Annotated in this window: 16 protein-coding genes; 6 read left to right on the top strand and 10 right to left on the bottom strand. The window is 70.3% G+C overall.

All coding sequences use genetic code 11. The features are described from left to right. The first annotated feature begins 21 nt into the window (after nt 1-21). On the top strand, nt 22-1,251 hold the full coding sequence (locus P0L94_04910; GenBank protein ID WES65412.1) for a thiolase family protein: 1,230 nt from the start codon (nt 22-24) through the stop codon (nt 1,249-1,251). After that, on the top strand, nt 1,248-3,410 hold the full coding sequence (locus tag P0L94_04905; protein ID WES65411.1) for a 3-hydroxyacyl-CoA dehydrogenase NAD-binding domain-containing protein: 2,163 nt from the start codon (nt 1,248-1,250) through the stop codon (nt 3,408-3,410). Before P0L94_04910 ends, P0L94_04905 begins: the two co-directional genes overlap by 4 nt. 91 nt (nt 3,411-3,501) lie before the next feature. Here P0L94_04905 and dxs read toward each other — a convergent pair whose 3' ends face one another. The 5 genes from dxs to dut form a co-directional block, all read right to left on the bottom strand. Further along, nucleotides 3,502-5,463, bottom strand: a complete 1,962-nt coding sequence (dxs, locus tag P0L94_04900; protein WES65410.1) for a 1-deoxy-D-xylulose-5-phosphate synthase — start codon at nt 5,461-5,463, stop codon at nt 3,502-3,504. 140 nt (nt 5,464-5,603) lie between these two features. Beyond that, nucleotides 5,604-8,432, bottom strand: coding sequence for an aconitate hydratase (locus P0L94_04895; protein ID WES65409.1), 2,829 nt, complete (start codon nt 8,430-8,432; stop codon nt 5,604-5,606). 134 nt (nt 8,433-8,566) lie between these two features. Further along, nucleotides 8,567-9,325: a DUF3159 domain-containing protein gene (locus tag P0L94_04890; protein ID WES65408.1), complete on the bottom strand. Its 759-nt coding sequence runs from the start codon at nt 9,323-9,325 to the stop codon at nt 8,567-8,569. Then, a complete protein-coding gene (locus tag P0L94_04885; GenBank protein ID WES65407.1) occupies nt 9,322-9,918 on the bottom strand; it encodes a DUF3710 domain-containing protein in 597 nt (198 codons plus the stop codon). Before P0L94_04885 ends, P0L94_04890 begins: the two co-directional genes overlap by 4 nt. Beyond that, nucleotides 9,915-10,367 carry a dUTP diphosphatase gene (gene dut, locus P0L94_04880; protein ID WES65406.1) on the bottom strand — a complete coding sequence of 151 codons (453 nt, stop codon included), beginning with the start codon at nt 10,365-10,367 and terminating at the stop codon, nt 9,915-9,917. Before dut ends, P0L94_04885 begins: the two co-directional genes overlap by 4 nt. A gap of 24 nt (nt 10,368-10,391) precedes the next feature. Between dut and P0L94_04875 the strand changes: the two genes are divergently transcribed. Further along, complete coding sequence (locus P0L94_04875) at nt 10,392-10,871, top strand: DUF3093 domain-containing protein (GenBank protein WES65405.1); 480 nt, start codon at nt 10,392-10,394, stop codon at nt 10,869-10,871. On the opposite strand, the gene P0L94_04870 is transcribed toward P0L94_04875, so the two are convergent. Continuing rightward, nucleotides 10,846-11,139 (bottom strand): DUF4193 domain-containing protein, encoded by a 294-nt coding sequence (locus P0L94_04870; protein WES65404.1) that lies wholly within the window; start codon nt 11,137-11,139, stop codon nt 10,846-10,848. The two genes, P0L94_04875 and P0L94_04870, sit on opposite strands and share 26 nt — an antisense overlap. Nucleotides 11,140-11,349: 210 nt before the next feature. Here P0L94_04870 and sepH point away from each other — a divergent pair, with 210 nt between their 5' ends. Next, complete coding sequence (sepH, locus tag P0L94_04865) at nt 11,350-12,381, top strand: septation protein SepH (protein ID WES65403.1); 1,032 nt, start codon at nt 11,350-11,352, stop codon at nt 12,379-12,381. A gap of 1 nt (nt 12,382) precedes the next feature. Here sepH and P0L94_04860 read toward each other — a convergent pair whose 3' ends face one another. Beyond that, nucleotides 12,383-13,450, bottom strand: a complete 1,068-nt coding sequence (locus P0L94_04860) for an alkaline phosphatase family protein (protein WES65402.1) — start codon at nt 13,448-13,450, stop codon at nt 12,383-12,385. Nucleotides 13,451-13,569: 119 nt separating this feature from the next. Between P0L94_04860 and P0L94_04855 the strand changes: the two genes are divergently transcribed. Continuing rightward, nucleotides 13,570-16,029 carry a DNA topoisomerase IV subunit A gene (locus tag P0L94_04855; protein WES65401.1) on the top strand — a complete coding sequence of 820 codons (2,460 nt, stop codon included), beginning with the start codon at nt 13,570-13,572 and terminating at the stop codon, nt 16,027-16,029. A 491-nt stretch (nt 16,030-16,520) separates the two neighbouring features. Here P0L94_04855 and P0L94_04850 read toward each other — a convergent pair whose 3' ends face one another. Beyond that, nucleotides 16,521-18,590 (bottom strand): DNA topoisomerase IV subunit B, encoded by a 2,070-nt coding sequence (locus tag P0L94_04850; protein ID WES65400.1) that lies wholly within the window; start codon nt 18,588-18,590, stop codon nt 16,521-16,523. A 170-nt stretch (nt 18,591-18,760) separates the two neighbouring features. Between P0L94_04850 and P0L94_04845 the strand changes: the two genes are divergently transcribed. Then, a complete protein-coding gene (locus tag P0L94_04845; protein WES65399.1) occupies nt 18,761-18,985 on the top strand; it encodes a hypothetical protein in 225 nt (74 codons plus the stop codon). 14 nt (nt 18,986-18,999) lie between these two features. Here the strand turns inward: P0L94_04845 and P0L94_04840 are convergent, their stop codons facing one another. Together P0L94_04840 and P0L94_04835 are read right to left on the bottom strand one after the other, a co-directional pair. Then, the gene (locus P0L94_04840; GenBank protein WES65398.1) at nt 19,000-20,043 is read right to left on the bottom strand and encodes an alanine racemase; all 1,044 of its coding nucleotides are present in this window, start codon (nt 20,041-20,043) and stop codon (nt 19,000-19,002) included. Continuing rightward, nucleotides 20,040-20,771, bottom strand: coding sequence for an alanine racemase C-terminal domain-containing protein (locus tag P0L94_04835; GenBank protein WES65397.1), 732 nt, complete (start codon nt 20,769-20,771; stop codon nt 20,040-20,042). Before P0L94_04835 ends, P0L94_04840 begins: the two co-directional genes overlap by 4 nt. Between the last annotated feature and the right edge of the window lie 33 nt (nt 20,772-20,804).

The following is a 20,804-nucleotide window of genomic DNA, read 5'->3' as shown; positions in this document are numbered from 1 at the left end:
ATCCCAAACATTGGAGGCAGAGTGGCCGAGCTTTCGGACGTCTTCTTCGTCGATGGAATGCGCACCCCGTTCGGGCGCGCCGGCGAGAAGGGCATGTACTGGAACACCCGCGCGGATGATCTCGCCGTCAAGGCGACGATCGGCCTGATGGAGCGCAATCCGGCGGTCCCGAAGGAGCGCATCGACGATGTGGCGATCGCCGCGACGAGTCAGACCGGCGACCAGGGCCTCACGCTCGGCCGCACGGTGGGCATCCTCTCGGGCCTCGGCCTGAGCGTGCCCGGTCTCGCCATCGACCGCATGTGCGCGGGCGCCATGACCAGCGTCACGACGATGGCAGGATCCATCGGCATCGGCATGTACGATCTCGCCCTCGCCGGGGGCGTCGAGCACATGGGCCGTCACCCCATCGGCTCGAACGCCGACCCCAACCCGCGCTTCGTCGCCGAGAAGATGGTCGACCCGGGCGCGCTGAACATGGGCGTCACGGCCGAGCGCCTCTTCGACCGGTTCCCGCACCTGACCAAGGAGCGCTCCGACCGCTTCGGCATGCTGAGCCAGCACAAGGCGCAGGCCGCGTACGACGCCGGCAGGATCCAGCCCGACCTCGTCTCGGTCGCGATCAAGGACGCCGACGGCGCGTGGGGCCTCGCGACGGAGGACGAGGGGCGCCGCCCGCAGACCACCATGGCGGACCTGGCGGGCCTCAAGACCCCGTTCCGCCCGCACGGGCGCGTCACCGCGGGCACGTCCTCGCCGCTCACCGACGGCGCGACCATGTCGCTCCTGGCCGGCGGGGGCGCCGTGAAGGAGCTGGGCCTGAAGCCCAAGATGAAGCTCGTCTCGTTCGCCTTCGCGGGCGTGCAGCCCGAGATCATGGGCATCGGACCGATCCCCTCGACCGAGAAGGCGCTGGCCAAGGCAGGCCTCACGATCGACGACATCGGCCTGTTCGAGCTGAACGAGGCCTTCGCCGTCCAGGTGATCTCGCTTCTGGACCACTTCGGCATCGCCGACGACGACCCGCGTGTGAACCAGTGGGGCGGCGCGATCGCGCTCGGCCACCCCCTGGCGGCATCCGGCGTGCGCCTCATGATCCAGCTCGCGGCGCAGTTCGCCGAGCGCCCTGACGTCCGCTACGGCCTCACCGCGATGTGCGTCGGCCTCGGACAGGGCGGTTCGGTCATCTGGGAGAACCCGCACTACGACGGCCCTGGCGCCCGCGGCAAGAAGAACACCGGGAAGAAGTGAGCACCGCCACGATGACGAACTACGACGAGATCGACTTCTCGCCCATCCTCGCCCTCACCGACGACGAGGTCGTCACGCACTCCAGCGTGCGCGACGTCCGCCTCCCGTCCGGCAAGACCCTCGCGCTCATCACCCTCGACAACGGTCGCGACCACACCCGTCCGAACACGCTGGGCCCGGCGACCATGCACGAGCTCGGGCAGACGCTCGAGGGCCTGAAGGCCCGCGCCGCGGACGGGGAGATCGACGCGGTCGGCATCACCGGCAAGCAGTACATCCTCGCCGCCGGCGCCGACCTCAGCGACATCACGAAGGTCGGCTCCAAGGACAACGCGCGCCTGGTGGCGCAGCTCGGCCACAAGGTGCTCGGAGCGCTCGGCGAACTCGGGGTGCCGTCGTTCGCATTCGTGAACGGGCTGGCACTCGGCGGCGGTCTCGAGATCGCTCTGAACTCGACCTACCGCACCGTGGACGCCTCGGCCGCGGCGATCGCACTGCCCGAGGTCTTCCTCGGCATCATCCCCGGCTGGGGAGGCGCCTACCTGCTGCCGAACCTCATCGGCATCGAGAACGCCCTCGAGGTCATCATCTCGAACCCCCTCAAGCAGAACCGCGTGCTCAAGCCGAAGCAGGCGTTCGATCTGGGGATCATGGATGCGATCTTCCCGGCGGCGAACTACCTCGAGGATTCGCTGCGCTGGGCCGACGGCGTGCTCACGGGCGACGTGAAGGTCGACCGCAAGAACGAACCGGGCAAGATCGAACGGCTCACGAAGTGGCCGATCGCGATCAAGATGGCGCGCGGCATGCTCGAGTCCAAGATCGGAACGGTGCCGCGCTCCCCTTACGCTGCGCTCGACCTGCTCGAGCGGGCCAAGAGCGGCACGAAGGCCGAAGGGTTCGCCCGGGAGGACGAGGCGCTGGCCGAGCTCGTCACCGGCGACCAGTTCGCGGCCTCGATGTACGCCTTCGACCTCGTGCAGAAGCGCGCGAAGCGGCCCGTCGGTGCGCCCGACAAGGCCCTTGCCAAGAAGGTGCAGAAGGTCGGCGTCATCGGCGCAGGCCTCATGGCCAGCCAGTTCGCGCTGCTGTTCCTGCGCAAGCTCCAGGTGCCGGTGCTCATCACGGATCTCGACCAGGGGCGCGTGGACAAGGGGATCGCCTACATCCACGGCGAGATCGCCAAGCTCGAGGCGAAGGGCCGTCTGGATGCGGACGGCGCCAACAAGCTGCGCGGTCTGCTGCGCGGGACGACCGACAAGACCGAGTACGCGGACTGCGACTTCGTCATCGAGGCGGTCTTCGAAGAGGTCGGCGTGAAGCAGCAGGTGTTCGGCGAGATCGAGGGCATCGTCGCCGAAGACGCGATCCTGGCCACGAACACGTCGTCGCTGTCGGTCGAGGAGATCGGCGCGAAGCTCGCTCACCCGGAGCGGCTCGTCGGCTTCCACTTCTTCAATCCCGTTGCCGTCATGCCGCTCATCGAGATCGTCAAGACGCCGACCACGACCGACGCGGCGCTGTCGACGGCCTTCGTCGTGGCCAAGGGACTCGGCAAGAACGGCGTGCTGACCGCAGACGCGCCCGGGTTCGTCGTCAACCGGCTCCTGGCCAAGGTCATGGGCGAGGCGGCGCGTGCGGTGTACGAAGGCACGCCGGTGGCCGAGGTCGAGAAGGCGTTCGCGCCCATCGGCCTGCCGATGGGGCCGTTCCAGCTGATCGACCTGGTCGGATGGAAGGTCGCCGCACACGTGCAGGACACGATGGTGCGGGCCTTCCCCGATCGCTTCTACGCCAACGAGAACTTCCACGCGCTCGCCGAGCTGGATGCGGTCGTCGAGAAGGACAAGGGTGGACGCGTGGTCGGCTGGACCAAGGCCGCCGAGAAGGCGCTCAGGCCCGCTGTCGGCTCCGAGCCCGCGACGCCCGAGACGATCCTCGCGCGCGTGCAGGACGGCCTCGCGCAGGAGATCCGCATCATGCTCGACGAGGGGGTGGTGCCCGAGGTCGAGGACATCGACCTGTGCCTCATCCTCGGTGCCGGCTGGCCGTTCATCGACGGCGGGGCCTCGCCCTACCTCGACCGCGAGGGCGCGTCCGAGCGCGTGTTCGGCGACACGTTCCACCACCCGCCGATCCGCGGGGTCGAGGCAGGCTGAGCCCACGGCATGAGAGCAGCCCCGGACGCCACCGTCCGGGGCTGCTTCCGTCGGCGCCCTGTGCCGCAGCGCGGAGGCTGCGGGGGTCGGATCAGCCGCGCGCGTCGCGCGCGCGAGCCGTATCGGGCACGATGAGCGAGCCGGTGTCGGTCGTCGGTCGCGCGATCGGGATGCGGGTGCCGAGCACCTGGGCCACGACGTCCTGCGCGATCTTGGCGGCCGTCAGCCCGGCGTCCTCGAGGATCTCGTCGCGCGAGGCGTGGTCGATGAACTCGTCGGGTACGCCGAGTTCGTCCACGGCCGTGTCGATGCCCGCCTCGCGCAGCACCTGGCGCACGCGCGTGCCGATGCCGCCGACGCGGATTCCGTCCTCGATGGTGATCACGAGCCGGTGGGAGGCTGCGAGCGTCGTGATCGAGGGCTGCACCGGGATCGCCCAGCGCGGGTCGACCACCGTCGCTCCGATCCCCTGTGCGCGCAGACGTCCGGCGACGTCGACGGCGAGGTGCGCCATCGAGCCGATGCCGACGATCAGCACGTCCTCGGCGCCGGCTCGGTACAGGACGTCCGTGCCGTCCTCGAGACGCTCGACCGCGGGAAGCTCGGCGGCGACCGAGCCCTTGGGGAAGCGCACCACGGTGGGACCGTCCTCGACCGCGACGGCCTCGCGCAGCTCTTCTCGCAGACGCTCGGCGTCGCGGGGCGCCGCGATGCGGATGTTGGGCACCAGCTGCAGCAGCGCCAGATCCCATATGCCGTGGTGGCTCGGGCCGTCCGGGCCGGTGACGCCCGCTCGATCGAGCACGAAGGTCACGCCTGCGCGGTGCAGGGCGACGTCCATCAGAACCTGGTCGAACGCACGGTTCATGAACGTGGCGTAGATCGCCACCACCGGGTGCAGTCCGCCGAAGGCGAGACCTGCGGCGGACGCGGCCGCGTGCTGCTCGGCGATGCCGACATCGTAGACGCGGCTCGGGAACCGCTCCGAGAACCGCTGGAGCCCGACCGGCCGGAGCATCGCCGCGGTCATCGCGATGACGTCGTCACGGTCCTCGCCAACGCTGACCAGCTCGTCCGCGAAGACGTCGGTCCAGGCCTGAGCGCCGCCCCCGCCGCCGAGCGACCGCCCGGTGACCGGGTCGATCTTGCCGACGGCGTGGAACTGATCGGCCTCGTCGTCGCGCGCCGGCTGGAAGCCGCGCCCTTTCTCGGTGATGGCGTGGACGATGACGGGCGAGCCGAACTGCTTCGCCAGTTCGAGCGTCTCGATGAGACTGCCCAGATCGTGGCCGTCGATGGGGCCGAGGTACTTGATGTCGAGGTTGGAGTACAGGTCGGCGTTGTTGGTGAACCGCGACAGGAAGCCGCGCGTTCCGCCCCGGACGCCGCGGTAGACCGCCCTGCCCACCGGTCCCAGCTTCGCGAACAGGCTCGCAGAGCCTCGGCGGAGGTTCCGGTACGTGTCGGCGGTGCGGACGCGGTTGAGGTAGCGCGCCATCCCGCCGATCGTCGGGGCGTACGAGCGGCCGTTGTCGTTGACGACGATGACGAGGTTGCGGTCGTTGTCGTCGGAGATGTTGTTGAGCGCCTCCCACGTCATCCCGCCGGTGAGCGAGCCGTCGCCGACGACCGCGACGACATGGCGATCATGGCGACCGGTCTGGGTGAGCGCGCGGGAGACGCCGTCGGCCCAGCTGAGCGAGCTCGAGGCGTGGGAGGACTCCACGACGTCGTGCACGCTCTCCGAGCGCTGCGGATAGCCGGCCAGGCCGCCCCGGGCACGCAGACGCGAGAAGTCCTGCCGGCCGGTCAGCAGCTTGTGGACGTAGGACTGGTGTCCCGTGTCGAAGATGATGGGGTCATTGGGCGAGTCGAAGACCCGGTGCAGCGCGATGGTCATCTCGACCACGCCCAGATTGGGTCCCAGATGACCGCCGGTGCGCGCAACGTTCTCGATCAGGAACGCGCGGATCTCGTCGGCGAGATCGTCCAGCTGTTCGAGCGTGAGCGAGTCCAGATCGCGTGGGCCGACGATCGAGTCCAGCAGCGCCATCAGTCTCCTTCTGCCCCCGCAGGCGTGGGAGCGCGGTCTCGGTCAGTCCCCCGATTCTACCCGGGGCCGGTCGCGACCAGCCGGATCGGCGGGAACGTCCGAGGGCCCGGGATGTGGATCCCGGGCCCTCGGACGGATGCTCAGACGAGTGAGCGCAGCACGTACTGCAGGATCCCGCCGTTGCGGTAGTAGTCGGCCTCGCCGGGCGTGTCGATGCGGACGACGGCGTCGAACTCGACCGTGGGCTTGCCCTCGGCGGAGAACTCGCTGGGAGCCGCGGTGACGTGGACCGTCTTGGGGGTCACGCCCTCGTTGAGCTGCTCGAGACCCGTGATCGAGACGATCTCGGTGCCGTCGAGGCCCAGCGAGTCCCAGCTCTCGCCGGTGGGGAACTGCAGCGGCACGACGCCCATGCCGATGAGGTTCGAGCGGTGGATGCGCTCGAAGCTCTCGGTGATGACCGCCTTGACGCCCAGCAGGCTCGTGCCCTTGGCCGCCCAGTCGCGCGACGAGCCCGAGCCGTACTCCTTGCCGCCGAAGACCACGAGCGGGGTGCCCTCGGCCGCGTAGTTCATGCACGCGTCGTAGATGTACGACTGGGGACCGCCGGCCTGCGTGAAGTCGCGCGTGAAGCCGCCTTCGACGACCTGTCCGTCGTTCACCGCGCTGACCATGAGGTTCTTCAGACGGATGTTCGCGAACGTGCCGCGGATCATCACCTCGTGGTTGCCGCGGCGCGACCCGTAGGAGTTGAAGTCCTTGCGCTCCACGCCGTGCTCGGTCAGGTACTGCGCGGCCGGGGTGCCCGGCTTGATGTTGCCGGCCGGGCTGATGTGGTCGGTGGTGACCGAGTCGCCGAGCGTGGCCATGACGCGCGCGCCGGTGATGTCGCCGACCGGGGTCAGCTCCATCGACATGCCTTCGAAGTACGGCGCCTTGCGCACGTACGTCGAGTCGGCATCCCACTCGAAGACGGGGCCGGTGGGCGTCGGAAGGGTCTTCCAGCGCTCGTCGCCCTCGAACACGGTGGCGTACTGCTTGATGAACTGCTCGCGCGAGATCGAGGAGTCGATGATCTCCTGCACCTCTTCGGGAGCGGGCCACACGTCCTTGAGGAAGACGTCGTTGCCGTCGGCGTCCGTACCCAGCGGGTCGGTCTCGAAGTCGAAGTTCATCGATCCGGCCAGCGCGTACGCCACGACGAGCGGCGGGGACGCGAGGTAGTTCATCTTCACGTCGGGGCTGATGCGGCCCTCGAAGTTGCGGTTGCCCGAGAGCACCGCGGTCACCGCGAGGTCGTTGGCGTTGACCGCGGTCGAGACCTCCTCGATGAGCGGACCCGAGTTGCCGATGCAGATCGTGCAGCCGTAGCCGACGGTGAAGAACCCGAGGCCCTCGAGAGCCTTGTCCAGGCCCGACTTCTCGTAGTAGTCGGTGACGACCTTCGAGCCGGGGCCGAGCGTCGTCTTGACCCACGGCTTGCTCTTGAGCCCCTTGTCGAGCGCCTTCTTCGCCAGCAGCCCGGCGGCGATCATGACCGACGGGTTCGAGGTGTTGGTGCACGAAGTGATCGCCGCGAGGGCCACCGAGCCGTGGTTCAGCGTGTACGACGCCCCGTCGGCGGTCGTGACCGGCGTGGGCTTGGAGACCGTCTTGGGTGCGTGCGAGTGGTGGTGGTGCTCGTGGTGGCTGTGCTCGTCCTCGGGCGACAGTCCGGGCGGGTCGGACGCGGGGAACGACTCCGAGATCGTCAGGTCGACCAGGTCGTGGTCGTCGTCGGCGTAGTTCGTCAGGTCGCTGTTGAACTGCTCCTTCGCGTCCGCGAGCAGGATGCGGTCCTGCGGGCGCTTCGGGCCGGCGATCGAGGGGACGACCGTCGAGAGATCGAGCTCCATGTACTCGCTGTACACCGGCTCGACGGCGGGGTCGTGCCACAGCGACTGCAGCTTCGCGTACTCCTCGACGAGGGCGACGGCCTGCTCGTCGCGGCCGGTGAGGCGCAGGTAGTCCAGGGTGACGTCGTCGATCGGGAACATCGCCGCGGTCGAGCCGAACTCGGGGCTCATGTTGCCGATGGTGGCGCGGTTGGCCAGCGGCACGGAGCCGACGCCGGCGCCGTAGAACTCGACGAACTTGCCCACCACGCCGTGCTTGCGCAGCATGTCGGTGATCGTCAGCACGACGTCGGTGGCGGTGACGCCGGCGGGGATCTCGCCGGTGAGCTTGAAGCCCACGACGCGCGGGATGAGCATCGACACGGGCTGGCCGAGCATGGCCGCCTCGGCCTCGATGCCGCCCACGCCCCAGCCCAGCACGCCGAGCCCGTTGACCATCGTCGTGTGCGAGTCGGTGCCGACGCACGTGTCGGGGTAGGCCCGCAGGACGCCGCCGACCTCGCGGTCGTAGATGACCTTCGCGAGATGCTCGATGTTCACCTGATGCACGATGCCGGTGCCCGGGGGGACGACCTTGAAGTCGTCGAACGCGGTCTGGCCCCAGCGCAGGAACTGGTACCGCTCGCCGTTGCGCTGGTACTCGATCTCGACGTTGCGCTCGAGGGCGTTCTCACTGCCGAACAGGTCCGCGATGACCGAGTGGTCGATGACCATCTCGGCGGGCGAGAGCGGGTTGATCTTGTTCGGGTCGCCGCCCAGCGCCGTGACGGCCTCGCGCATCGTGGCGAGGTCGACGATGCAGGGGACGCCGGTGAAGTCCTGCATGACCACGCGCGCCGGCGTGAACTGGATCTCGGTGTCGGGCTCGGCGCTGGGATCCCACGAGCCGAGGGCCTCGATCTGCGCCCTCGTCACGTTCGCACCGTCCTCGGTGCGGAGCAGGTTCTCCAGGAGGACCTTCAGGCTGAACGGCAGCTTGTCGTAGCCCGGCACCGTGTCGATGCGGAAGATCTCATAGTCGGTGCTGCCGACTGTCAGGGTGCTCTTGGCACCGAAGCTGTCAACACTGGACACGTGTGTCTCCTTCGTCGGCGGCGGGACGGGAGCCTTCCCATCCACGCCCATCTTCTCCCGCGCGCACAGCGTACTGCTAGTGAGGCAGTCCTAACCGCGCTCGGCGAATTTATCTCGATGTCGAGATAAATGTATCAGGTGTCCCGGCGCGGGTAGAGAGCGCGCACGGCGAGCCACGTCACCGCGACCATCGGCGCGAACAGGGGCAGCCCCATGATCAGCTTGAGCGTGCCCAGTGCGGTCACGTCGTCGGCGAAGTAGAACGGGAGCTGGACCGCGAGACGGGCGGCGAACAGGCCGGCCCACGCGATGGCGAGCCAGAAGTAGACGCGTCGCTTGCGACGATCGCCGCGCCACGCCGTCCCCTCCCCCATGAGGAAGCCGGCCGCGAGACCGATCAGCGACCAGCCGACGAGCGCAGAGACCAGGAACGCCGTCCCGTAGACCGCGTTGGTGATGAAGCCCGGCACGAAGTTGTTGGTGGCCTCCCCTGTCAGCAGCGCGAACACCGCCGCGACGCCGACGGCGACCAGTCCGCCCAGCGCCGCCGCGGCGGGCTGGCGGGCGATGAGCCGCACGAGGGTGAAGACGGCCGCGACGCCCACCGAGAGCCCGAGGGCGAGCCAGAGGGCGCCGTCGCCGGTGGCCGGGTCGATCGTCACGGTGTAGACGACGATGAAGATCAGTCCGGGCAGGACCGACTCCAGGATGCCGCGCCAGCCGCCCATCGCGTGCCACACGACATGCCCCGTCGAAGCGCCCTCGGACGGGTCGAGGCCCGCCCGCTTGGCGGCACCGCCGAGCGCCTGACCGAGCAGCTCCGAGGCGCTCGGCTCGGCCGCCGCCGGGTCGGAGGCGGCCGGTTCGGGCGCGGCCTCCTCGCGATCGCTCACGACGAGCCCGGCGTCGCGGGCATCCGCAGCGGGATGAGGTCGCGCGGGGGCATCGGCGTTCCGCCGCGCACCACGACGAGGGAGCGGAAGAGGTCCTCCACCTTCGCGGCGGCCTCGACGTCGGCGGTCGCCGCGCCTCCGATGACGCCGCGGAGGAACCATCGAGGGCCGTCGACGCCCACGAAGCGGGCCAGACGCGTGCCCGACGCGCCGCCGGCCGCCGTCACGGGCACCTCGGCGAGCAGCTCGGGGCCCAGCGGCCCCTCGCGCTCCTCGACCCGACCGCCCTGCTGCCGGATCTGACCGCGGATCTGCTCACGTGTCTCATGCCACAGTCCGCTGGAGCGGGGCGCGGCGAACGGCTGGACCTGGAGAGTCGACTCGGCGTAGTCCAGGCCCACGGCGACGATGCGCTTGGTCTGCTCCTCGACCTCGAGCCGCAGGTTGAGCCCGTCGCGCGGGAGGACCTTGATCCCTCCCAGGTCGATGTACGGCCTGACCGGATTGGCCTCGGACTCGTCGAACGGGCCGCCGGTGGTGCGATCGTCGGGCGCGGACTTCTCGGCGGGCCCGTCGGGTGTCGTGTCGCTCATGCCTGGACTTCTTCCTTCTGGTAGCCGGTCGATCCGAATCCGCCCTCGCCTCGGGTACTGTCGGGCAGGTCGTCGACCGGGATGAAGCGGGCCCGCGTGACGGGCATCACGATCAGCTGTGCGATGCGGTCGCCCACCGAGATGTCGAACGCCTCGGTGGTGTCGGTGTTCAGCAGCGCGACCTTGATCTCACCGCGATAGCCGGCATCGACGGTGCCGGGCGCGTTGACGATGGTGATCCCGTGCCGAGCCGCCAGTCCGCTGCGCGGGACGACGAACGCCGCGTAGCCGTCCGGAAGCGCGATGCGCACGCCGGTCCCGACCAGCGCGCGCCGGCCGGGCTCGAGCCGAAGGGCCTCGGCCGAGACGAGATCCGCGCCGGCGTCGCCCGGGTGGGCGTAGACGGGAGCCTCGGACGCGATAATGGGGACGTCCACGGATTCAGTCACTCCACGAGGGTAATGCAGATAACAGTGAGCCACGTCGACACCGCAGAGCCGTACCGAGAGCGCCTGAGTCCGTCACTCTGGGTGCTCGCCGCCGCCGGCGGCGCCGCGCCCATGGTCGCTTTGGTGTTCGCGCCTGTCGACACGACACTCGCGCTGGTCGTCGGCGCACTCGCCGGGGTCGCACTCATCGCGCTCCTGGTGCTGGCCTCGCCGGTGCTCGACGTGTCCGACGGCCGGCTCCGGGCGGGCCGCGCGCGCATCGACGTGACGCTGCTGGGCGCCCCCCAGGTGCTCTCGGATGAAGCGGCGCGCCTCGCGCGGGGCCAGGATCTGGACCCGCGCTGCTGGCATGTCATCCGCGGCGGCATCGACGGGATCGTGACGATCCCGGTGCTCGACCCGGATGATCCGGCTCCGGCGTGGGTGCTGTCGTCCCGCACGCCGGACCGGCTGGCGGCGGCGGTGCGCCGCGCTCAGGTCAGGCGGAGCACTCCGAGCAGATAGGGCCGTCCGCGCCGTCGTGGTCGAGCTGCGAACGATGCTTCACGAGGAAGCAGCTCATGCAGGTGAACTCGTCCTCCTGCGGCGGGAGGACGACGACATCGAGCTCGAGGTCCGACAGGTCCGCGCCGGGCAGCTCGAAGCCCGAGGGGTTGTCCGAATCCTCGACGTCCACCGAGCCCGAGCGCTTGTCGGGAACGCGCTCCTTGAGAGCCTCGATCGACTCGCTGTCGTCTTCGGACTTACGGGGTGCGTCGTAGTCGGTTGCCATAGGGGGATGTCTCTACTTCCGGAGTCTCGCAGGGCGCCCGGCGAATCGGGCGGCCATAGTTTGCATGAACAGGGGTCTTTTCGCAAATGGGATTTCATCGACCACTCGCGCATGGCCCGGAAACCCGCGCCACGCGCGGGATATTCCCGGCGCGTGCCGGGCGCTGTGTCAGCATGTTGCGCAGACGGCTGGATCGAAAGAGGCGTTCGCATGGAACAGCTCAGGCTCATTGGAACGGAGAACGACCGTCTCGTCATGGCGAACGAAGCCGGCGAGAGGTTCGCGCTCTCGCTCGACGAGGTGCTGCGCGCCGAGTTGCGCCGTGCGCGCCGTGAGCACAGTGCAGTGCCGGAACGCCCGCGCCCGAGCCCTCGCGAGATCCAGGCGCACATCCGCGCCGGACTGTCGACCGAGGAGGTCGCCGAGCTCCTGGACGCGCGCGTCGAGGACGTCCAGCGGTTCGAGGGGCCCGTGCTCGCCGAGCGCGAGCACATCGTCGGACAGGCCCTGGCGGTACCCGTGCTGGTCGCCGGCGACTTCGACTCCGACGCCAAGCCGACCTTCGGGGAGGCCGTTCGCTCCAAGCTGAGCGAAGCCGGCGCCATCGGCGAGCGGTGGACCAGCTGGAAGGAGCAGTCGGGCTGGATCGTCAAGCTCGAGTTCACGGCATCCGACGTCGACCACGACGCGCGCTGGGGATTCGAGCCGCGTCGCAGCACCCTGACTCCGAACAACGCCGATGCGGTCCAGCTCTCACGTCAGGGCTCTCTGCCCGAAGGACTGATCCCTCGCCTGCGCGCGCTCGACAACGCGGCGGAGAAAGACGAATCCCGATTCGACAGCGCGTCCTTCGACGCGCGACGCGAGCCCGAGCCCGACGCGCCGTCCGAGGTGCCCGATCTGGTGATCGCGCCGACGCCTGCTCAGGAGGCGGCGATCAAGCGTCGTGAGGAGCCGGTGTCAACATCCGCCGAGACGGCCGACCTCCTCGAGGCGCTGCGCCGTCGTCGCGGGCAGCGGGAGCCGCTGCCCGAGGCGGAGCCCGAGGAGTCCGAGAACCGGAATGCGCCGGTCGCCCTCTTCGACGCCCTGGAGCCCGGCTACGAGCCGGCGGCCGAGACCCCTCTCGAAGAGGAGGAGACGCCTCCTGCGCCCGCGGTCGCCGAGGCGGGCAGGCGCAAGGGCCGGACCTCGATGCCGTCGTGGGACGAGATCGTCTTCGGCGCCCGCACCGAGGACTGACTCACTCCGCCGCGAAGGCCCCCAGACGCAGCAGCGGGACGATGCGCTCCTCGTCGGTCAGCGAGCCGTGCTGGCCGACCATGCGCTGGGGACCCTTGTCGGCGAGGCGGTCGTCGTAGTACGCGATTCCCGCCCGCGCTGCGACGAGGACGTCGCCGATGCGGTCGCGCACATCATCGTCGACCGGGCCGAACAGGTCGGCGGAGACGGCTTCCGCGCGCGAGAGCACCCACGAGCGATGCCCCTCGGCCGCGCGCCACGCGGCGAGGACGTCGGCGGCCGCACCCTCCTCGACGTACAGGTGCAGCATGCGCGGCTCGCCGCCGATGAGCCTCACGCCCTCGGTGAGAGCGTCGCCCTCGCCCAGCAGCACATGCCGATGCCGGGGGACGTCGACCATGCCGTGGTCGGCCGTGATCACGATGCCCGTGGTCGGCGACGCGGCGTCGGCGAGCGTGCGGGCGGCGGCGTCGACGCGCTCGAGGACGCCGACCCACTCGTCGGACTCCCATCCGCGACGGTGCCCCATGGAGTCGAGCTCGGGTGCATACAGGTACGTGAAGGAGCCCGGATGGCGCCGCGCGAGGTCGGCGGCCACGTGCACGCGCTCGGCGAGGTCGTCCGCCCCGTGGAACTCGGCGCCGTCGAGCGTCACCCGCGTGAATCCCGTTCCGGAGTACTCCTGTTTGGTCACGGCGAAGCTCGGTCGCCCCGCGGCCGTCAGCGGCGCCGTCCGCTGCCACTCGTCGGCGATCTCGCCGGCGTCCCAGCCGCGAAGCTGGTTGACCACGTCGTCGGTACCCGGCACGCGCGCCCGGTAGCCGACGATTCCGTGGCGGCCGACCGGCGATCCCGTCAGCAGGCTCGTCAGCGCGCTCGCCGTCGTCGAGGGGAAGACGGTGCGCGCGACATCGCGCTTCGACCCGGCGCGGGCGAGGAATCGGGCGTGGCCGGCCCGCGCCGCCAGGTTCCGCGCCCCGAGCCCGTCGATGACGAAGGCGATGACGCTGTCGACGCCGGGGAACCATGCGGAGCGGCCGTCGAGCGATGCGATCATCTGCGACGCCACGTCGGTGAGGCTCCGGGCCCGAGCCGGGTCCACAGGTAGGCTGAGGGACATCCGGGCCAGTCTCGCACATCGCACTCCGGCCCCTTCCACCCGCCGTATCCCGAGGCCACCACATCGTCATGCCCGCATCCCGCACAGACTCCCCCGCAGCCGACCACGGCCGCATCGAAGACGTCGACGTCTCGACCGAGATGCAGGGGTCCTTCCTCGAGTACGCCTACTCGGTCATCTACTCCCGAGCGCTGCCGGACGCCCGCGACGGGCTCAAGCCCGTCCAGCGCCGCATCCTGTTCCAGATGTCGGAGATGGGCCTGCGGCCCGATCGCGGTCACGTCAAGAGCGCCCGCGTCGTCGGCGAGGTGATGGGAAAGCTCCACCCGCACGGCGACGCCGCGATCTACGACGCGCTCGTGCGCCTCGCCCAGCCGTTCTCGCTGCGCGTGCCGCTGGTCGACGGCCACGGCAACTTCGGCTCGCTCGACGACGGCCCCGCCGCCGCGCGGTACACCGAGGCCCGCCTGGCCGCACCCGCGCTGGCCCTCACGGAGAACCTCGACGAGGACGTCGTCGACTTCATCCCCAATTACGACGGCCAGTTCCAGCAGCCCGAGGTGCTGCCTGCGGCCTTCCCGAACCTGCTCGTCAACGGCGCATCCGGCATCGCCGTGGGCATGGCCACGAATATGGCGCCGCACAACCTCAACGAGGTCGTCGCCGCCGCGACACACCTGCTCGAGAACCCCGAGGCCACGCTCGAGGAGCTCATGGAGTTCGTGCCCGGGCCGGATCTGCCCTCGGGCGGCATCATCGTCGGGCTCGACGGGATCAAGGACGCCTACGCGCGCGGTCGCGGCGTCTTCCGCACGCGCGCCAAGGTCTCGATCGAGCCCATCGGCCCCCGCCGGACCGGGCTCATCGTGACCGAGCTGCCGTATCTGGTCGGCCCCGAGCGCATCATCGAGAAGATCAAGGATGCCGTCGGGGCGAAGAAGCTCCAGGGCATCGCCGACGTCACCGACCTCACCGACCGCCATCGCGGTCTGCGTCTGGTCATCGGCATCAAGACCGGGTTCGACCCGAAGGCGGTGCTCGAGCAGCTGTATCGCGTGACGCCTCTCGAGGACTCGTTCGGCATCAACAACGTCGCTCTCGTCGACGGGCAGCCGCAGACGCTGGGGCTGAAGGACATGCTGCGGGTCTATCTGGACCACCGGATCCGCGTCGTGACGCGTCGCAGCGAGTACCGGCTGGCGCGCCGGACCGAGCGCCTCCACCTGGTGGAGGGTCTCCTCATCGCGATCCTCGACATCGACGAGGTCATCCAGGTCATCCGCACGTCGGACGACGGCGATCAGGCCCGCACTCGCCTCATGGAGGTCTTCGACCTGTCGCAGGCGCAGTCGGAGTACATCCTCGAGCTCCGCCTGCGGCGTCTGACGAAGTTCTCGCGCATCGAGCTCGAGAAGGAGCGCGACACGCTGCAGGCCGAGATCGCGGAACTGCGCGAGCTCCTCGCCAGCGACGTCCTGCTGCGCGCCCAGGTGGCGAGCGAGCTCGAGGCGGCCGCCGAGGCGTTCGGCACCCCCCGACGGACGCTGCTGCTCAACGGCGGCCCCGTCACCGCCCGCGCCTCGCGGTCGAAGCAGGCGCCCGACCTCCAGATCGCCGATGCGCCGTGCCGTGTCTACCTCACGTCCACGGGCCGCATGGTGCGCGCCGAGCTGTCGGCCGAGGACCCGGCCGGAGGCATCGTGACGCCGACCCGCCGGTCGAAGCACGACGCGATCCGCTCGTCGGTGGACACCACGACCCGCGGCGACCTCGCGGCGGTCACCAGTGCAGGCCGCCTCGTGCGGTTCTCCCCCGTCGACCTCCCGTCGGTCCCGGGCAACTCGGTCCAGCCCGCCGCCGGCACGCGCGCCGACCAGTACCTCGCCCTCGACAAGGACGAGCACGTGGTCGCGATCGTGCCGCTCGTGGACTCGCCCCCGATCGCGCTGGGCACGGCTCAGGGCGTCGTCAAGCGCGTGTCGGCGACCGAGATCGCCGCGAAGCACGACGTCGAGATCATCGCGCTGAAGCCGGGCGACCGGGTCGTCGGCGCGGCGCCGGCGCCCGACGACAGCGAACTGGTGTTCGTCACGACCGATGCGCAGCTGCTGCGCTTCGGCGCCGACGCCGTGCGTCCCCAGGGCCGGTCGGCCGGCGGCATGGCGGGCGTCCGCGTCTCTGCGGACCACCGGGCGATCTTCTTCGGCGTCGTCGCGGCCGGCACCGAGGATGCCGTCGTCGTGACGGTCGCGGGAACGTCCGAGGCGCTCTCGGGCACGGATGCCGGTTCCGGAAAGGTCTCGGACTTCGCCGAGTACCCCGCGAAGGGCCGCGCCACCGGCGGAGTCCGTGCGCAGCGTTTCCTCAAGGGCGAGGACGCTCTCACGCTCGCATGGGTGGGCGCGGACCCCCGCGCGGTGGGAACCGACGGCGCGACCCGCAAGCTTCCCGACCCCGGCGCCAAGCGCGACGCGTCGGGCCAGATGCTCGACGCGGTGGTCGGCTCGGTCGGCACCGTCGTCCGCTGACCCCGCGGCGCACCGCGCACCGTCGCAGGGCGCGACGCCGTCTCCTCGGGCGACCCGGTCCGTTCTCGCCCGGTCCGTTCTCGCCCGCGTGTCGGCGCCATGTCCCACTTTCGGTCGCCCCGGCGCCGGACAAGCGACCAAAATCGGGACACCACCCCAGCAACTGCCGGAGCGTGTCCCACAATTAGCCGCCCCGGCGGCCGGCAAGCGACCAAAATCGGGACACCACCCCAGCAACTGCCGGAGCGTGTCCCACAATTAGCCGCCCCGGCGGCCGGCAAGCAACCAAATTCGGGACACCACCCGAGCAACTGCCGGAGCGTGTCCCACAATTAGCCGCCCCGGCGGCCGACAAGCAACCAAATTCGGGACACCACCCCAGCAGCTGCCGGAGCGTGTCCCACAATTAGCCGCCCCGGCGGCCGACAAGCAACCAAATTCGGGACATGGTGCGTCCCGGACGTGCCGGACGTCCCCGACGGGTCGGCGGGTCAGGCGTCGATGCGCTCGCGGGCCAGGCGATCCGACGCGTCGATGATGAACTCGCGCCGCGGCGCGACCTCATTGCCCATGAGCAGCTCGAACACGCCGGCGGCCGCTTCGGCATCCGACACCCGGACGCGGCGCAGCAGGCGCCCCGCACGGTCCATGGTCGTGCCGGCCAGCTGCTCGGCGTCCATCTCGCCCAGGCCCTTGTAGCGCTGGATCGGCTCCTGCCAACGCTTGCCGGCCTTGCCGAGCTTGGTCAGGAGCGCGTGCAGCTCCTTCTCGTTGTACGTGTAGATCGTCTCGTTGGGCTTGGAGCCGGGATTCATCACGACCACGCGGTGCAGCGGAGGCACGGCGGCGAAGACGCGTCCCTCTTCGATGAGCGGCCGCATGTAGCGGAAGAACAGCGTGAGCAGGAGCGTGCGGATGTGGGCGCCGTCGACGTCGGCGTCGCTCATGAGGATGATCTTGCCGTAGCGGGCCGCGCCGATGTCGAACGAGCGCCCTGACCCCGCACCGATCACCTGGATGATGGAGGCGCACTCGGCGTTGGAGAGCATGTCGCTGATCGAGGCCTTCTGGACGTTCAGGATCTTGCCGCGGATCGGCAGCAGCGCCTGGTGCTCGCTGTTGCGTGCGAGCTTGGCCGTCCCCAGCGCCGAGTCGCCCTCGACGATGAACAGCTCGGACTCGGCGACATCGCTCGAGCGGCAGTCGACGAGCTTCGCCGGCAGCGTCGACGACTCCAGCGCGTTCTTGCGGCGCTGGGTCTCCTTGTGGGCGCGCGCCGAGACGCGGGCCTTCATCTCGGACACGACCTTGTCCAGCAGCTGAGCCGTCTGGGACTTGTCGTCGCGCTTGGTCGACGCGAAGCGGGCGGCGAGCTCCTTCGAGACCACGCTCGAGACGATCTGACGCACCGCGGGCGTGCCGAGGACTTCCTTGGTCTGTCCCTCGAACTGCGGCTCGGCCAGGCGGACCGTGAGCACGACCGTGAGGCCGGCGAGCATGTCGTCCTTCTCGAGCTTGTCGCCTCCGACCTTGAGCCGGCGCGCGTTCTGCTCGACCTGCGCGCGCAGAACCTTCATCAGCCCCTGCTCGAACCCCTGCTGGTGCGTGCCGCCCTTGGGCGTCGCGATGATGTTGACGAACGAGCGTCCGACCGTCTCGTAGCCGGTCCCCCATCGCACGGCGACGTCGACGTGGCACTCGCGCTCGACCTCGGTCGGCACCATCGCGCCGCCGGGCTGCAGCACCGGGACGGTCTCGGTGAAGGTGCCGCTGCCGTCGAGCCGCCACGTATCGGTGACGGGCGCGTCGGGCGCGAGGAACTCCGCGAACTCCGAGATACCGCCGTCGTACTTGTAGGTGGTCTCGACGGGCTCGTCGCCGCGCTGGTCGGAGACGACCACTTCGAGGCCGGGGACGAGGAACGCCGTCTGGCGTGCGCGCTGCTCGAGCTCCTGGGCCTGGAAAGCGGCATCCTTGGTGAAGATCTGCGGGTCGGCCCAATAGCGGATGCGCGTGCCCGTGACGCCCTTGGCCGCACGGCCGACCTGGCGCAGCTGGCTGCTGTTCTCGAACGGCGTGAACGCCGAATCGGGTGCGCCGTTCGCGAACACTCCGGGCTCGCCGCGATGGAACGACATCGCCCAGGTCTTGCCGCCCCGGTCGACCTCGACGTCGAGGCGCTCCGACAGTGCATTCACGACGGAGGCGCCGACGCCGTGGAGTCCGCCCGAGGCCGCGTACGAACCGCCGCCGAACTTGCCGCCGGCGTGAAGCTTGGTGAAGACGACCTCGACGCCCGTCAGGCCCGTGCGCGGCTCGACGTCGACCGGGATGCCTCGGGCGCGGTCTCGCACCTCGACGCTGCCGTCGGAGTGGAGGATGATGTCGATGCGCGAGCCGTGGCCCGCCAGCGCCTCGTCGACGGAGTTGTCGAAGATCTCCCACAGGCAGTGCATCAGTCCCCGGGAGTCCGTCGAGCCGATGTACATGCCCGGGCGCTTGCGCACCGCCTCGAGGCCCTCGAGCACCTGCAGGTGATGAGCGGAGTATTCGGCGGTCACAATCTCCAAGAGTATCCGCGCCGTCCGCCTCACCCGCGCACAGACACGGTTCGGGCGCGCGCTCGTACGCGCTCAGCGAACTGTGACACGTTCGCGGCATTCTCGAAACAATCCCGTGGTTACATGTCAGCACCAGAAGAAGCACTGACCGCGAACGAGGAGGCACCGACATGACCACGATTTCCACGACCGCCGATCCCGCCGCCCTCATCGAGTACCGCCTGACCGCGGTGGACCGGTGCGACTCCTGCGGCGCGCAGGCCTACATCGCCGCCGAGGTCAACGGCAGCGAACTGCTGTTCTGCGCCCACCACGGCCGCAAGTACGAGGAGAAGCTCCGCTCCGTCGCCTCGACGTGGCACGACGAGACCGCTCGTCTGGCCGAGGGCGCCTGAGACCGCCGCGCGGCTCAGCGCCACCGACGCGGGATGCCGGGCGAGACCCGGACTGCGATCTCTTCGCCGATCGTATCGACGGCTTCCGCGAGCCCGGTCGCGGACGGCTCCCCTGCCCGACCGGGACCGAAGACGGTCACGACGTCGCCGGCGCCCGCTCCGGGCCACGTCTCGATGCGGCTCTCGTACGCGTCGATGCGGGTGAGACGCCGGGGGCCGGCGGGTGTGCCGACGTCCACGGCGCCCGCGAGGGACGACGGGATGCCGTGGAGCGCCCCCACGGCCGCCACGACGTGGTCGGCCGCGACACGCAGCACGGGCGCCCGGAGACTCGCGATCGGGATGATCCCCACGTCGCCGGCCGCCGGGCCGCCTGCGGGACGGATGCCGTAGGCGAACGCGCCGACCCGCACCATGTCGTAGCGGAACTCGGGGCGCGCGAACGAGGCGGCGCTGGCCGCCAGGTGCCGCAGGCGCGGTGACAGGCCGGCTTCGCGGACACGCGCCACGGCGTCGTCGAACAGCGAGCGGGCAGCGTCGTCCTCGGCGTCGGAGGCTTCGGCGATGTGACTCCACACGCCGATGACGTCGATGGCGCCGGCGCGCTGGAGCCGGGCGGCGCGAGCAACGAACGGGGCCCACTCCTCGGGTCGCACGCCGTTGCGGTGCAGGCCCGTGTCCGCCTTCAGATGGACGCGGGCCGGCAAGCCGCAGCGAGCGGCCGCGGCCGCGACGTCCTCGAGGAGAAGGGCGTCGCCGACGCCGATCTCGAGGCCTGCGGTGATCGCCTCCTCGGCCTCGGCCTGCGTTCCGACGATCCAGACGAACACATCGACGTCGTCTCCGAGCGCGGCGCGGACCGCCGCACCCGTCCGCACATCGAATGCGCCGAAGCGGCCGACCCCCGCGGCCCGGGCACGCACGGCGGTCTCCGCGAGCCCGTGGCCGTACGCGTCGTCCTTCACGACGAGCATGTGATGCGCCGGCGCGACACGGGCGCGGATCGCCTCGAGATTCGCGACGAACGCCTCACCGTCGATGACCAGCTCCGTCGTCACTCGATGACCTCCCTCACGGCGCGGACACCGATCACGGCGACGATCTCGGCGGCCGCGAGCCCGGCCGCGCTCTCCCATCCGGCCAGCGACGGCGCTCCCCGCTCGGGGTCGCCGAAGAACAGCACGTCGTCGCCGCGCTGCAGCGGAGCCGGGCCGACGTCGACCACGCACACGTCCATGGCGACGCGCCCGACGATCCCGTGCCGGCCGACGCGGCTGGCGACCTCGACGCGGTCGCCGAGCGACCGCACGATGCCCTGTGCGTATCCCCCGGTCACCAACGCGACGTTCGTGTCCACGGGCGCGCGATGGCGGTACCCGTACGAGACGCCCTCTCCGGCACGCAGCGGTTTGATCGAGAGGATCGAACCGCGCAGCGTGAGGACCGGCCGGGCGGCGTCATCGCCCCCGGGAAGCCCCAGGACGGTCCTGGTGTCGATCGTCGGCTCGGCGGACGACGAGACGGCATGGATGCCCGCTGCGCGCAGCACCGCCTCCGCCGCCGCGTCGACGCGCAGGACGTCGGCCCCGGCGCCCAGAAGCTCCTGCGCCGCCAGCAGGGCGCCGTGTCCCCAGGCATCCGCACGCACGTCGCCGACGATCCGGGCGCCGGGTGCGGCCGATCCGAGGGCGAGTCGGGCGTTGCGGGCGAGCGCGGCACGCGAGACCTGGGCGCGAGGAGAGCTGCCACCGGCGCGCGCAGGTCCGCCGAGGTTCGCCGCAGTCACGCCCCCTAGACTATCCGGGTCCCCCATCCCCGA

The organism is Microbacter sp. GSS18 (assembly GCA_029319145.1).
In the GTDB taxonomy this organism is placed as follows: domain Bacteria; phylum Actinomycetota; class Actinomycetes; order Actinomycetales; family Microbacteriaceae; genus Microbacterium.
Note: the sequence above shows the minus strand (reverse complement) of the source record. Positions and strands in the feature narration are given on the sequence as shown.